This is a genomic window from Rhizobium beringeri (genome assembly GCF_004306515.1).
Taxonomy (GTDB): domain Bacteria; phylum Pseudomonadota; class Alphaproteobacteria; order Rhizobiales; family Rhizobiaceae; genus Rhizobium; species Rhizobium beringeri.
The window spans coordinates 1663612-1677231 of record NZ_SILG01000001.1 but is presented as its reverse complement, the minus strand read 5'-3'; the positions used below and the strand labels follow the sequence as shown (position 1 = coordinate 1677231).

The window sequence follows — 13620 nt, the reverse complement described above, 5'->3', positions numbered from 1 at the left end:
GACTGAGACAGAGCCGAAACCATCCTCCCACAGGCTTCGCATTTGTCCCATGACTGACGAACTATCCATTCGCGTCGAACGCTCCTTCACCGCGATTTCCCCGGAGAGCTGGGCCAAGCTTTCCGGAGCGTCGAAGACCTGCGCTACGATTGCCTACAACCCTTTCGTTTCACACGCCTTTTTATCGTCGCTGGAAGAATCCGGTTCGGCCGACGCAGAGACGGGATGGCTCGGCCACCACCTGCTGCTCGAGACCGAGCGCGGCGAGTTGATCGGCGCCCTGCCCGGCTATCTCAAGAACCACAGCCAGGGCGAATATGTTTTCGACCACGGCTGGGCCGACGCCTTCGAGCGGGCCGGCGGGCGTTATTATCCGAAACTTCAGTGCTCGATCCCGTTCACCCCGGCGACAGGCCCGCGTCTTCTTGTCGCCGAGGGGCTGCAGCGGCTGCCGATCCAGAGCGCGATCGCCGAAAGCCTGAAGGAGGTCGTGCGGCGGCTCGGCATCTCCTCGGCCCACATCACCTTCGTGCCGGACGAAGAGATCGGCGTCTTCGAGATGGACGGCTATCTGCACCGCACCGACCAGCAGTTCCATTTCATCAATGACGGCTATGCCAATCACGAGGAATTTCTCGAAACGCTTGCCTCGCGCAAACGCAAGGCGTTGCGCAAGGAGCGCCACGCCGCACTCGAAAACGGTATCAGCATCGACTGGCTGACCGGCCGCGACCTGACGGAACGCATCTGGGACCAGTTCTTCAAGTTTTACATGGATACTGGCGGGCGCAAGTGGGGCCGGCCCTACCTCACCCGCAAGTTCTACTCGTTGATCGGCGAGCGCATGGCTGACGACATCCTGCTCGTCATGGCCAAGCGCGACGGGCGCTATATCGCCGGCGCGATCAACTTCATCGGCGGCGAGACGCTCTACGGCCGTCATTGGGGCTGCATCGAGGACCATCCCTTCCTGCATTTCGAGGTCTGCTATCATCAGGCGATCGACTTCGCCCTTTCGAAAGGGCTGAAACGTGTCGAGGCCGGCGCCCAGGGCGAACACAAGCTCGCCCGCGGCTATCTGCCGGTGACGACGCATTCCGCCCATTATGTCGCTCATGCCGGTCTTCGCCGGGCGATCGGCGATTATCTCGCGCGCGAGCGCGCCGATGTCGAACAGATGAGCGAGCTGTTGACCGAGCACAGTCCTTTCCGCAAGGGCGAGCGTCTGCAGGAGGATTGACGCCGCCGCACCGGCCGCGCTACCCGATCAACGACGCATATTCCTTAAATCGGAATCGATTTAAGGATAAAACTATGCAGCAATTCAAAGTGCGACAGCGTCCTTTGCGCGTTTGAAAAGACGCACGGCGCTGTGAAAAACGAGGAGATTCGTGATGACCAGCCCGGCCGCTTATGACGACAACAACATCTTCGCCAAGATCCTCCGCGGCGAAATCCCCTCGCACCGGGTTTACGAGGATGAGCATACCATCGCCTTCATGGATGTGATGCCGCAGGCGCCGGGCCATGTGCTCGTCCTTCCCAAGGCGCCGTCGCGCAATCTCCTCGATGCCGATCCAGCCACCCTCACCCATGCGATATCAGTCGTCCAGAAGATCGCCAATGCGGTGAAGGACGTCTTCGACGCCGATGGCGTGTTCATCGCCCAGTTCAACGAACCGGCCGCCGGGCAAACGGTGTTCCATCTGCACTTCCACGTCATCCCGCGGCATGAGGGCGCGGCCCTCAAGCCGCATTCCGGCAAGATGGAGGATGGTGCCGTGCTTGCGGCCAATGCCGAAAAGATCAGGGCCGCGCTGGCGTAGGGTCAACACCTGTCGATTTCAGAGAATTCAATCCAGACAATCATTTGGAACAAGATCATGATCCGCCACACGGTCGCATTCCGACTTAAGCACAAATCCGGCTCGGCTGAAGAAAAGTCATTCCTCGCCGACGCGCTGGTGCTTGCCAATATCCCGAGCGTGCGAAATTTCGAGCAGCTTCGGCAGACGAGCCGGAAAAACGATTTCACCTTCGGCTTCTCGATGGAGTTCGACGATCAGGCTGGCTATGACGTCTATAACGTCCATCCACTGCATGTTGCCTTCGTGCGCGACCGCTGGGTGCCCGAGGTCGCCGATTTTCTCGAGATCGACTACACCAGGCTCTGAAGAGTGGGCAGGGTTCAGAAAACGAAAAAGGCCGCTGAGAACGCGGCCTTTTCCAATTCGGTGACGGTATCTTACTTCTTGCGTGGAACCTTCGGAACCGCGCTTCCCTTCTTCGGGGCGTCGCGGACCTCAGGCTCGGCCTGCGGCACCGCTTTGGCGCGGGTCTTGCGGGCCGCCTTGGTCTTCAGCTCGCCGTCATCCCCATCATCGCCTTCGGGATGCACGACCTCGGCTTCGGGCTTCGGCTTGATCGGCGCCGTTTCCGAGATGGCTTCGAGCACGATGCCCGGCTTGCCGTCTTCCTTCGGGCCGACGGTGACGTTGACGACACCGCCCTTCTTCAGCTTGCCGAAGAGGATTTCGTTGGCGAGCGGCTTCTTGATCGTATCCTGGATGACGCGAGCAAGCGGGCGGGCGCCCATCTTCTCGTCGTAACCCTTTTCCGCCAGCCAGGCGATCGCATCCTCGTGCAGGTCGAAGGTGACGTTCCTTTCGGAAAGCTGGGCCTCCAGCTGCATGATGAACTTCTGCACGACCTTGTGGATGACGGCCGTCGGCAACGCCGCGAAAGGAATGATCGCGTCGAGACGGTTGCGGAATTCCGGCGTGAACAGACGGGTCAGCGCCTCCTCGTCCTCGCCGGTGCGCTTGGACGAACCGAAGCCGATCGCCGCCTTGGCCATTTCGGATGCGCCCGCATTGGTCGTCATGATCAGGATGACGTTGCGGAAATCGATCTTCTTGCCGTTATGGTCGGTCAGCGTGCCGTGGTCCATGACCTGCAGCAGGATATTGTAGATGTCGGGATGCGCCTTCTCGATTTCGTCGAGCAGCACCACGCAATGCGGGTGCTGATCGACGCCATCTGTGAGAAGGCCGCCCTGGTCGAAGCCGACATAGCCGGGAGGCGCGCCGAGCAGACGCGAAACCGTGTGCCGCTCCATATATTCCGACATGTCGAAACGCAGGAGTTCGACGCCGAGCGACGATGCCAGCTGTTTTGCCACCTCGGTCTTGCCGACGCCGGTCGGACCGGAGAAGACATAGGCGCCGATCGGCTTGTTCGGCTCACGAAGGCCGGCGCGCGCCAGCTTGATCGAGGTCGAAAGCGCTTCGATGGCGATATCCTGGCCGTAGACGACCGAGCGCAGTTCCTTCTCGAGATTGGCAAGCACGGCTTCATCGTCCTTGGAGACGGTCTTCGGCGGAATGCGCGCCATCGTCGCGACCGTCGCCTCGATCTCCTTTTCGGTGATCAGCTTGCGGCGCTTGGACGGCGGCAGCAGCATCTGCGCCGCACCGGTTTCGTCGATCACGTCGATCGCCTTGTCGGGCAGTTTGCGGTCAGAGATGTAGCGGGCCGACAATTCGACGGCCGACTTGATGGCGTCGTTCGAATAACGCAGGTGGTGATACTCTTCGAAATAGGGCTTCAAGCCCTTCATGATCTCGATCGCATCTTCGATCGACGGCTCGCTGACGTCGATCTTCTGGAAACGACGGACCAGCGCCCGATCCTTCTCGAAGAACTGGCGGTATTCCTTGTAGGTGGTCGAACCAATGCAGCGAATCGCGCCCGATGACAGGGCCGGCTTCAGCAGGTTCGATGCATCCATTGCGCCGCCTGAGGTGGCGCCGGCGCCGATCACCGTGTGGATCTCGTCGATAAAGAGCACGGCGCCCGGATATTCTTCCAGTTCCTTGACGACCTGCTTCAGGCGTTCCTCGAAATCGCCGCGGTAGCGCGTGCCGGCCAAGAGCGTGCCCATGTCGAGCGAAAAGATCGTTGCATCGGCGAGCGCTTCCGGAACCTTGCCTTCGACGATGCGCTTGGCAAGGCCTTCGGCGATCGCCGTCTTGCCGACGCCGGGATCACCGACATAGAGCGGATTGTTCTTCGAACGACGGCACAGGATCTGGATCGTGCGGCTCACTTCGGCGTGACGGCCGATCAGCGGATCGATCTTGCCGCCCTTGGCTTTCTCGTTGAGATTGACGCAATAGGCCTTGAGCGCGTCCTGCTGCTTTTTGGGGCCGCCCTCTTCCTCGCCGCCGCGCGCCGTCGGCTTGCTGCTTTCGGCTTCGTCCTCGGCGCCGCGCGGGGGACGCGCTTCCGAAACGCCCGGGCGCTTGCCGATGCCGTGGGAGATATAGTTGACGGCATCGTAGCGGGTCATCTCCTGCTCCTGCAGGAAATAAGCGGCGTGGCTTTCGCGCTCGGCGAAGATCGCGACGAGCACGTTGGCGCCGGTCACCTCTTCGCGGCCGGACGACTGCACGTGGATGACGGCACGCTGGATGACGCGCTGGAAGCCGGAGGTCGGCTTCGAATCCTCGTCATAACCGGTGATCAGGTTGGAAAGTTCGTTATCGACATATTCGACGAGCGTCTTGCGCAGCGCGTCGAGATCGACATTGCAGGCACCCATGACCGCGGCCGCATCGGCATCGTCGATCAGGGCGAGCAGCAAATGCTCGAGCGTCGCATATTCGTGGTGCCGCTCGTTGGCAAAGGTCAGTGCCTGATGGAGCGCCTTCTCTAAACTAGGCGAAAATGTTGGCACGTTCAGATCCTCACTTCTTTTCCATGACGCATTGCAGCGGATGCTGGTGCTGCCGGGCGAAGTCCATCACCTGGCTGACCTTCGTTTCCGCTACCTCGTATGTGAATATTCCGCATTCGCCGACGCCGTGGTTATGGACATGGAGCATGATGCGGGTGGCACTTTCACGATCCTTCTGAAAAAAACGCTCCAGAATATGGATGACGAATTCCATGGGAGTGTAGTCGTCATTCAAAAGCAGCACACGATAAAGATTGGGCTTCTTGGTCTTCGGCTTGGTGCGCGTGATGACCGAGGTTCGATTTGCGTTGTCCCCGTTCCTTTCGCTGTCGTTCTGCATCCGGATCGGCTTTGCGATCATTGTCATTCATTCCTCAAGCAATCCAGCGGAGCATGGGAGGGTGCTTTTCCCGCCGAATATCTGAAACACTAACTTAGTTCATAATAGGCTGATTTTAAGCCCCCTGTCAGACACTGCAATCAAGAAATGGCCGGCATGCACGGGAAAGACCAAAAAAGTCCCCGGTCGATCCCATGCGGGCGCTGCAGCGAAAGTGGAAACAAAAAGACCGGCTACAGATGCGTAGCCGGTCTTCATTTTTCAATATGTAGCGCAGGTTGCGCCTTTGAAATCAGTTCAGGCAGCAGCAGGCGTCGCCGCCGACACCGACTTGGGAGTCTTGACGACGGCAGCGGCGATCGGTGCCTCATAGGGCTTGTAGGCTGATTTGGCGAGATCGGCATACATCTCACTGAGCTTCGTCGTCTCGGAGACAAAGCCTTCAAAATACGCCTTGACGAAGCTCGTCTGCAGCTCGAAGGCAGCCTCAAAGCTCTTGACGCCGGCCAGCGTTTCGAAATGCGTCACCGCGTCCTGAAAGGATTTCTTCGAATATTCAGTGGCTTCTGCGGCGATTGCCTGAAAGCCCTTGGACGTGTCGGTATAGGTCTTCAGGGCCGTGTCGACGGCTTCCTTGCTCTTCTTGTTGGCGTCTTCAAAGTTGAACATGAGCCATCCTCCGTTGGGCTGTTGGTGGCGGCAGGGTAGCTGCAATGCACAAATAGTCAAGTAGTCTTGTGCGCCGCAAAACATCCAGGAGTTGCATTACAATAATATAACAAAGCCCACGCGCCGGGGCACGTACGTCTTTAACTGATTTTGCTAAAATATATCAGAATGCCGCAACCGGAAGTTTTGAATAAATTCTCGTTGCGAATCGAAAAAACGAAAAAAGGACCGAACAGATCGCACCGTTCGGTCCTTTTGAAGCTTTCGAGCACGATCAGAGATCGACGTCGAGGATCGCCATCGAGAAGTTGTAGGAGCGATCGCCGTCCTCGTCATCGATATAGACGACACCCAGAAATTCTTCGCCGAGATAGACTTCCGCAGAATCATCCTTGCGCGGACGCGCCTTGACGATCATCTGCGGATTGAACATGCGCTTGAAATAGGCGTCGAGCTTCTTGATTTCTTCTGGCTTCACTCTGTCATCTCCGTAAGCAGTCTTGATTGGCCGCTTCTTGCACAGGAAATGCAGCGGTGTAAAGGCAAGGTTGCCGTTTGCTCATGGCTCTCCCTGCTCGGATCCCGCCGACTTTTCCTATCCTTGTTTCCAACGGGCGCTCAGATATCGGCGCCGATCACCTGGTCCATGTTGCGCGACGGCTCGGAACAACCGGCCTCGCCGACGACCTTGGCCGGCACACCCGCGACTGTCTTTTTGGGCGGCACCGCCTTCAATACGACGGAGCCGGCGGCGACGCGTGAGCAATAGCCGATCTCGATATTGCCGAGGATCTTCGCACCGGCGCCGATCATGACGCCGGAGCCGATCTTCGGATGGCGGTCGGCGCCCTCCTTGCCGGTGCCGCCGAGTGTGACACCGTGCAGGATCGAGACGTTGTCGCCGATGACGGCCGTCTCGCCGACGACGAGTCCGGTGGCGTGGTCGAGAAAGATGCCCTTGCCGATACGGGCGGCCGGATTGATGTCGGTCTGGAAGACGCTGGAGGAGCGGCTCTGCAGATAGAGCGCGAAATCGCGCCGGCCGCGGTTCAAGAGCCAATGGGCCAGACGATGTGTCTGCAGCGCATGGAAGCCCTTGAAATAAAGCACCGCCTCCATGAAGCGCAGGCATGCGGGATCGCGGTCATAGATCGCCTGGATATCGACGCGCAGAATGGAGCTCCAGTCAGGCCAGTCGAGGAGCATTTCCTCGAAGGTCTGGCGAAGCAGGTTCGCCTGCATGTCGGGGTGATCGAGACGTTCGCAGATGCGGTGGATGACGCATTCCTCGAGCGAATGGTAGTTGATCACGGTAGAATAAAGGAAGGCGGCGAGAACCGGGTCCCGTTCGGCGGCGAGCCGGGCTTCCTCGCGCAGACTGTCCCAGATGGGATCCATCACCTTCAGCGGATGGCCTGTGTCAAAAGCACGAATGTCAGTCTTTGCGACCATCGCCGCTCTCCTCGCTGCCAGCCGGAATGCCGTTTTCGGAATGCCAATATATAGAGGAAAACGCCAATAACATAAATGGGTGCCGTCGCCATGGTTTTTTAGCATGGTTTTTTCGGCATCACGATGTTGTCAGCGATGGGCGACCCTTGCATAGAAGGCCAGCACCGCCTGCTTGAAAACCCTGTCGCCGACGGCGAGCATATGATCGCGGCCCGGAATATCGAGCGCTTCGGCATTCCGCATCAGCGCCGCCAATTCCTGCGGCGAGCCGGCGATATCATCCTTGGTGCCGACGCCGATCAGCGTCGGCATGTCGAGCTTGGCCATATCGGAGCGGGCGACGAGATCGCGCGAGCCGCGGATGCAATCGGCAAGGGCGACCCGGTCGCTCTTCGTCTGCTCGGCGAAGGCGCGGAACATGCGGCCGCGGGCATGCGTCACCGCGTCCAGCGAGGGCGCCAGCAGCGCATCGGCGATCGGGTCCCAGTCGCCGACGCCGTCGGTCATGCCGATGCCGAGGCCGCCGAGGACCAACGAACGGACGCGATGCGGATTGGCAAGCGCGGCGAAGACGGAAATGCGCGCGCCCATCGAATAGCCCATGACATTGGCTTCGGGGATGCCAAGATGGTCGAGCAGCGCGATCGCATCGTCGGCCATGACCCATGGACGATAGGCTTCGGCATCGTGCGGCTTGTCGCTTGCGCCGTGGCCGCGATTGTCCATGGCGATCACCCGGTAGCCGGCATCGCCAAGCGTCTTCAGCCAGCCCGGATGCACCCAGTTGACGTTTGCGGTCGAGGCAAAGCCGTGGATCAACAACACCGGCACACCGGCCGGATCGCCCTCATCGAAGAAGGCGAGCTGCAATCCATCATGGGTGAAGCTTGAAAATGCGGGTGTATTCAGGTTCATCGGGCCTTCCTTTTGGCGCGACCATAGTCGAGCAGCCTTTCATCGTGAAGCCAAAAACTGTGGCTAAAAACTGTGCCCGGCGCGGCGGTTTGGCTCTACACATTTGCGGCGAAGGCTTATAAGGTTCGCGCACATTTCAAAGCATTCGGAGAGCGACATGGCCGGCCACAACATTCCCCACTTCCAGAACGACGGCGGTCACCGCGTTATCGAAGTCGGCGTCAAGGAATTCATGTGCACCGGCGCTTCGGCTCCCTTCGATCATCCGCATATCTTCATCGACATGGGCGACGACAACGAGAAGGTCTGTTCCTACTGCTCGACGCTCTATCGCTTCAATTCCGCGCTCAAGCCCAGCCAGACCAATCCGGCCGGATGCGTTTTCCACGTGAAGGCGGCGTAGTCAGCCCAGATCCGGATCGGACGGGCAATGCCGGTCGAACATGCCGCCATCATCGGCGCCGGAATATCAGGGCTGACAACTGCCCTTGTGCTTTCGCGCCGGGGCATCAGTTCAGAGATCTTCGAGCAGGCGGGCGAACTCACCGACGTCGGCGCCGGATTGCAGGTTTCGCCGAACGCTTCGCGCATCCTTGCCGAACTCGGTATCCTTGAAGGACTGTCAAAGGTCTGGCTCGAGCCGGACGCGATCCGGCTGATATCGGGTGGGTCGCTGCGCCAGCTCGCGGCGGTGCCGGCCGGCAAATTCGCGCGGGAACGCTGGGGCGCTCCCTATGGCGTCCTGCATCGCACCACATTGCAGAAAGCGCTTTTGGATGCGGTTAGGGCCGATCCGCTCTGCCGGCTTCACCTTGGCGTGCGGATGGATTCGACCCTACCGCCTTTCGAGCGGGCTGCCGATGTTGTGATCGGCGCTGACGGCGTCTGGTCGAAGCTTCGGCAATCCATTCCGGGTAGCCCCTCGCCGCGCTTTTCCGGCAATATCGCCTACCGTTTTACGATTGCCGAAACTGAGGCGCCGGGTTTCCTCGACCGGGCAAGCGTTTCGGCTTTTCTCGGCGGTTCGGCGCATCTCGTCTGCTATCCGCTGAGGGAGACCGGCAGCTTCAACATGGTGGCGATCACCGCCGGCAATATCGCGCCGCAGGCCTGGCAAAGCGAAGCGACGGCCGAGCAGCGGGCGCAGCTGCGGGCGCACCTTTCCGGCTGGAACACCGCGATCGTCTCGCTGCTCGACAGAAATAGGAAGCTGACGTTCTGGCCGCTGTTCGAAACCACATCAGGCGCATGGCAGGACGGCCGCAGGACGGTTCTGATCGGCGACGCAGCGCATGCGATGATGCCTTTTGCCGCCCAGGGAGCGGCGATGGCGATCGAAGACGCCTACGAACTGGCCGCGTTTCTTTCGAACCGTTCCGTGGCGGATGCGCTGTCGCTGTTCGAAAGACATCGGGCGCCGCGCATCGCCAAGCTTCGCCAGCGCGGCGCCTTCAACCGGTTTGCCTATCATGCGAAAGGGCCGATCCGGATCGGCCGCGATCTCGTGCTCGGCCTCAAGCCGCCGCTAAGCCTGGCGGCGGATCTCGACTGGATCTACGGCTATCGGGCTCTGCGTCTGCCATAGAGCGCTGCAAGCGACAGCGCCCCAGGCGTCCGATCAGACCGCGCTTGCGGCGGCAAAACCCCGTTCGATATCGGCCTTGAGGTCGGCCACGTCCTCGATGCCGATCTGGAGGCGAATGACCGGACCGTCCGCCGGCGCCTTGGCGACCTTGCGATCGTTGAGATAGGCGTGCAAAGCGAGGCTTTCATAGCCGCCCCAGGAATAGCCGAGACCGAAAATCCTGAGCGCGTCGAGGAAGGCATGCGCCTTTGCTCTGGACTTTTCGGGACCTTCAGCGGCCAGCACGAAGGAAAAGATGCCGCTGGCGCCTTTGAAATCGCGCTTCCAGAGATGGTGAGAGGGGAAGCTCGGCAGGGCCGGATGCAGCACGCGGGCGACATCCTCCCTGCCCTCCAGCCATTCTGCGATAGCAAGCGCGCTTTCATAATGTCGCTCAAGGCGCAGGCCCATGGTGCGCAATCCGCGCAGGATCTGATAGGCGTCATCGGGTGCGCCGCAGATGCCGAGCACACCGTTCGATTCCTTCAGCCGCTCCCAGTGCTCGGCATTGGCCGAAACCGTTCCGAGCAGAATGTCGGAATGGCCGGACGGATATTTCGTCGATGCGTGGATCGAGATGTCGACGCCGTGATCGAGCGGCCTGAAATAGAGCGGCGTCGCCCAGGTATTGTCCATCATGACGACGGCGCCGTGGCGGTGCGCAACCGCCGAGATCGCCGGAATATCCTGCATTTCGAAGGTATTGGAGCCCGGAGCCTCGGTATGGACGAGCTTGGTGTTCGGCCGGAAAAGCGCCTCGATGCCTGCGCCGACCGCCGGGTCATAATATTCCACCTCGACGCCGAGGCGCTTCAGCATCGTGTCGCAGAAATGGCGCGTCGGGCCATAGACCGAATCGACCACCAGCGCATGATCGCCGGCAGCGACGAAACCCAGGAACGGAATGGTGACGGCCGCAAGGCCCGAGGGCACGAGGATCGTGCCGGCCGAGCCTTCGAGTGCGTCGATCGCCTCGCAGAGCGCATCCGTCGTCGGTGTGCCGCGCGTTCCGTAGGTGTATTTCTGCGTGCGCGTCTCCATCGCCCGCGCATTCGGAAACAACACCGTCGAGGCATGCACGACCGGCGGATTAATGAAGCCGTGATAGTCGAAAGGGTCGTTGCCGATATGGGTCAGGCGGGTGTTGATGCCGGCATTCTGCAGCAAGCTGTCTTTGTCTTTCATGTCGGGAATAGCCTTTGGCGACGGAGACGCAAAACCGGACTTTTGGACGCCCCGCCATATCAGGTCAACCCCTAGGAGTTGATCGCCGGCGACGTAGCGAAGCGGTGGAAGCCACGATTTTCGCGTTATTTTTCCGCAATCAGGCGCCTATTTCATAGCCAAGTGCCCACGAACGCAGCGCAATCTACCAAAATGCTGAAATTTGCCGCAATTATTGACCGCGACACTTGACCATGGTGACATTTGCGACTGTGATAGAACAACTCGCGCCGGGAGGGTGTCGAGAAAATGGGGAGGCGGCAGAGTTTTTCGGCCGGAACTTCCCACAAGAAAATACAAGACAACGGAAAAGGTTGGGAAAAAATGAAGAACAAGCTTCTGTCCGCAACGATCGGCGCAGCAGTTTTCGCTCTTGGCGCTTCGGCTGCTTCGGCCACGACACTCACGGATGTCAAGGCAAAGGGTTTCGTTCAGTGCGGCGTCAATACCGGCCTTACCGGCTTTGCCGCACCTGACGCTTCCGGCAATTGGGCCGGCTTCGACGTCGACTTCTGCAAGGCCGTCGCTTCGGCCGTGTTCGGCGACCCCACCAAGGTCAAGTACACGCCGACAAACGCGAAGGAACGCTTCACCGCTCTGCAGTCCGGTGAAATCGACGTTCTCTCGCGTAACACCACCTGGACAATCAATCGCGACACCGCACTCGGCTTCAACTTCCGTCCTGTCACCTATTATGACGGCCAGGGCTTCATGGTGCGCAAGAGCCTGAACGTGAAGTCGGCTCTCGAACTCTCCGGCGCCGCAGTCTGCGTACAGTCGGGCACGACCACCGAATTGAACCTCGCCGATTACTTCAAGACGAACAATCTGCAGTACAATCCGGTCGTCTTCGAAAACCTTCCTGAGGTCAACGCGGCCTACGACGCCGGTCGTTGCGACGTTTACACGACCGACCAATCCGGTCTCTATTCGTTGCGTCTGACGCTGAAGAACCCCGACGAACACGTCATCCTTCCTGAGATCATCTCCAAGGAGCCGCTTGGCCCGGCCGTCCGTCAAGGTGATGATCAGTGGTTCGATATCGTTTCCTGGACGGCTTATGCGCTGATCAATGCCGAAGAGTTCGGCATCACCCAGGCAAATGTCGACGAGATGAAGAATTCGCCGAATCCTGATATCAAGCGCTTCCTCGGCAGCGAGACCGACACCAAGATTGGCACCGATCTCGGCCTGACCAATGATTGGGCTGCCAACGTCATCAAGGGCGTCGGCAATTATGGCGAAATCTTCGAGCGCAACATCGGCCAGGGCAGCCCGCTCAAGATCGCACGCGGCTTGAATGCTCTCTGGAGCAAGGGCGGCATCCAGTACGCACCGCCGGTTCGTTAGTCGAGCTTTGGCATGAAATCCCGGGAAGGCGGCCGAGCCGCCCTCCCATCTTCCAAAAAAGCAAAAAGAAAGCCCGAAAACGGGCACAAGGGGATTGGCGCGGCATGACGCATGAGGCTGTGGATACGACACCTTTGCATGGCACCGGCTGGAGTTTCCGGTCGGCAATGTACGACCCGAAATACCGGAGCATATTTTTCCAGGTTCTAACAATCGCTGTTCTCGTGGGCATTGTGTGGTGGGTGGCCCACAACACGGCCGTGAACCTTGCCCGCAGCAATACGGCATCGGGTTTCGGCTTTCTTCGCGGTCGCGCCGGTTTCGAAATCGGCCAGTCGCTGATCAGCTTTTCGAGTGACTCGACTTATGCGCGTGCACTTGTCGTCGGCATTCTGAATACCTTGCTAGTGGCGGTGACCGGTATCTTCACGGCGACCATCATCGGCTTCCTGATCGGGATCGGCCGGCTGTCGCACAATTGGCTGATTGCCAAGCTCTGCACGGTCTATGTCGAGGTTTTCCGCAACATTCCGCCGCTGCTGGTCATCTTTTTCTGGTATCTCGGCGTTCTCTCCGTTTTGCCCCAGCCGCGCGAGTCGGTGGGTCTGCCGTTCAGCATGTTCCTCAACAACAGAGGACTGGCCTTCCCGAAGCCGATCTTCGAGACAGGCATGATAGCGGTCGGCATCGCCCTGGTGATTGCGATTGTCGCCACCATCATCATCGCGCGTTGGGCCCACAAACGCCAAGCCGCAACCGGCCAGCCGTTCCACACCGTATGGACGTCGATCGCACTGATCGTCGGCTTGCCATTGCTGGTCTTCGTCGTCTCCGGCTTTCCGCTCACTTTCGACGTTCCGGTTGCTGGAAAATTCAACCTCACGGGCGGCTCCGTCGTCGGCCCCGAATTCATGTCGCTGTTTCTCGCTCTGTCCTTCTATACCGCCTCGTTCATCGCCGAGATCGTTCGCGGCGGCATTCGCGGCGTTCCAAAGGGACAATCCGAGGCAGCCGGCGCGCTGGGGCTGCATCCGTCGAGCGTGACGAGACTTGTCGTGGTGCCGCAGGCGCTGCGCATCATCATCCCGCCGCTGACGAGCCAGTACCTGAACCTGACCAAGAACTCCTCACTCGCCATCGCGATCGGTTTCTCGGATCTCGTTGCCGTCGGTGGCACGATCCTCAATCAGAGCGGTCAAGCGATCGAGATCGTCTGCATCTGGGGTATCGTCTATCTCAGCTTGAGCATTCTCACGTCGCTGTTCATGAATTGGTTCAATGCCAAGATGGCACTGGTGGAGAGATAAG

The 13620-nt window shown here is 59.6% G+C and carries 14 protein-coding genes; 7 read left to right on the top strand and 7 right to left on the bottom strand.

Features of this window, described 5'->3' with window-relative positions:
* Positions 1 to 49 precede the first annotated feature (49 nt).
* The 3 genes from ELH03_RS08605 to ELH03_RS08590 all read left to right on the top strand — a co-directional run bounded on the left by ELH03_RS08605 (position 50) and on the right by ELH03_RS08590 (position 2174).
* Positions 50 to 1240 (top strand): GNAT family N-acetyltransferase, encoded by a 1191-nt coding sequence (locus ELH03_RS08605; protein WP_128405306.1) that lies wholly within the window; start codon positions 50 to 52, stop codon positions 1238 to 1240.
* Positions 1241 to 1394: 154 nt separating this feature from the next.
* Positions 1395 to 1826, top strand: a complete 432-nt coding sequence (locus tag ELH03_RS08595; protein ID WP_105005871.1) for an HIT family protein — start codon at positions 1395 to 1397, stop codon at positions 1824 to 1826.
* Positions 1827 to 1883: 57 nt separating this feature from the next.
* Positions 1884 to 2174 carry a Dabb family protein gene (locus tag ELH03_RS08590; RefSeq protein ID WP_128405304.1) on the top strand — a complete coding sequence of 97 codons (291 nt, stop codon included), beginning with the start codon at positions 1884 to 1886 and terminating at the stop codon, positions 2172 to 2174.
* Positions 2175 to 2245: 71 nt separating this feature from the next.
* Here ELH03_RS08590 and clpA read toward each other — a convergent pair whose 3' ends face one another.
* The 6 genes from clpA to ELH03_RS08560 form a co-directional block, all read right to left on the bottom strand.
* Positions 2246 to 4738: an ATP-dependent Clp protease ATP-binding subunit ClpA gene (gene clpA, locus ELH03_RS08585; RefSeq protein ID WP_018073448.1), complete on the bottom strand. Its 2493-nt coding sequence runs from the start codon at positions 4736 to 4738 to the stop codon at positions 2246 to 2248.
* A gap of 10 nt (positions 4739 to 4748) precedes the next feature.
* Positions 4749 to 5099: an ATP-dependent Clp protease adapter ClpS gene (gene clpS / locus ELH03_RS08580; RefSeq protein WP_017988219.1), complete on the bottom strand. Its 351-nt coding sequence runs from the start codon at positions 5097 to 5099 to the stop codon at positions 4749 to 4751.
* Positions 5100 to 5375: 276 nt separating this feature from the next.
* Positions 5376 to 5747, bottom strand: coding sequence for a phasin family protein (locus ELH03_RS08575; RefSeq protein ID WP_128405303.1), 372 nt, complete (start codon positions 5745 to 5747; stop codon positions 5376 to 5378).
* A 274-nt stretch (positions 5748 to 6021) separates the two neighbouring features.
* On the bottom strand, positions 6022 to 6225 hold the full coding sequence (locus ELH03_RS08570; RefSeq protein ID WP_003539277.1) for a DUF3126 family protein: 204 nt from the start codon (positions 6223 to 6225) through the stop codon (positions 6022 to 6024).
* A 140-nt stretch (positions 6226 to 6365) separates the two neighbouring features.
* Positions 6366 to 7199 carry a serine O-acetyltransferase gene (gene cysE / locus ELH03_RS08565; protein WP_003539276.1) on the bottom strand — a complete coding sequence of 278 codons (834 nt, stop codon included), beginning with the start codon at positions 7197 to 7199 and terminating at the stop codon, positions 6366 to 6368.
* A gap of 129 nt (positions 7200 to 7328) precedes the next feature.
* A complete protein-coding gene (locus ELH03_RS08560) occupies positions 7329 to 8114 on the bottom strand; it encodes an alpha/beta fold hydrolase (RefSeq protein ID WP_130766227.1) in 786 nt (261 codons plus the stop codon).
* Between the two features lie 157 nt (positions 8115 to 8271).
* On the opposite strand from ELH03_RS08560, the gene ELH03_RS08555 reads away from it, so the two are divergent.
* Together ELH03_RS08555 and ELH03_RS08550 are read left to right on the top strand one after the other, a co-directional pair.
* Positions 8272 to 8517: a zinc-finger domain-containing protein gene (locus tag ELH03_RS08555; protein ID WP_003539274.1), complete on the top strand. Its 246-nt coding sequence runs from the start codon at positions 8272 to 8274 to the stop codon at positions 8515 to 8517.
* Positions 8518 to 8544: 27 nt separating this feature from the next.
* Positions 8545 to 9699 (top strand): FAD-dependent monooxygenase, encoded by a 1155-nt coding sequence (locus ELH03_RS08550; protein ID WP_128405301.1) that lies wholly within the window; start codon positions 8545 to 8547, stop codon positions 9697 to 9699.
* A gap of 33 nt (positions 9700 to 9732) precedes the next feature.
* On the opposite strand, the gene ELH03_RS08545 is transcribed toward ELH03_RS08550, so the two are convergent.
* Entirely contained in the window at positions 9733 to 10923 is a 1191-nt protein-coding gene (locus tag ELH03_RS08545) for a cystathionine beta-lyase (RefSeq protein ID WP_128405300.1), read from the bottom strand.
* 363 nt (positions 10924 to 11286) lie between these two features.
* Between ELH03_RS08545 and ELH03_RS08540 the strand changes: the two genes are divergently transcribed.
* Both ELH03_RS08540 and ELH03_RS08535 read left to right on the top strand, forming a co-directional pair.
* A complete protein-coding gene (locus ELH03_RS08540; protein WP_018241875.1) occupies positions 11287 to 12312 on the top strand; it encodes an amino acid ABC transporter substrate-binding protein in 1026 nt (341 codons plus the stop codon).
* Between the two features lie 104 nt (positions 12313 to 12416).
* Complete coding sequence (locus ELH03_RS08535) at positions 12417 to 13619, top strand: amino acid ABC transporter permease (protein WP_128405299.1); 1203 nt, start codon at positions 12417 to 12419, stop codon at positions 13617 to 13619.
* The last annotated feature ends 1 nt before the right edge of the window (position 13620 follow it).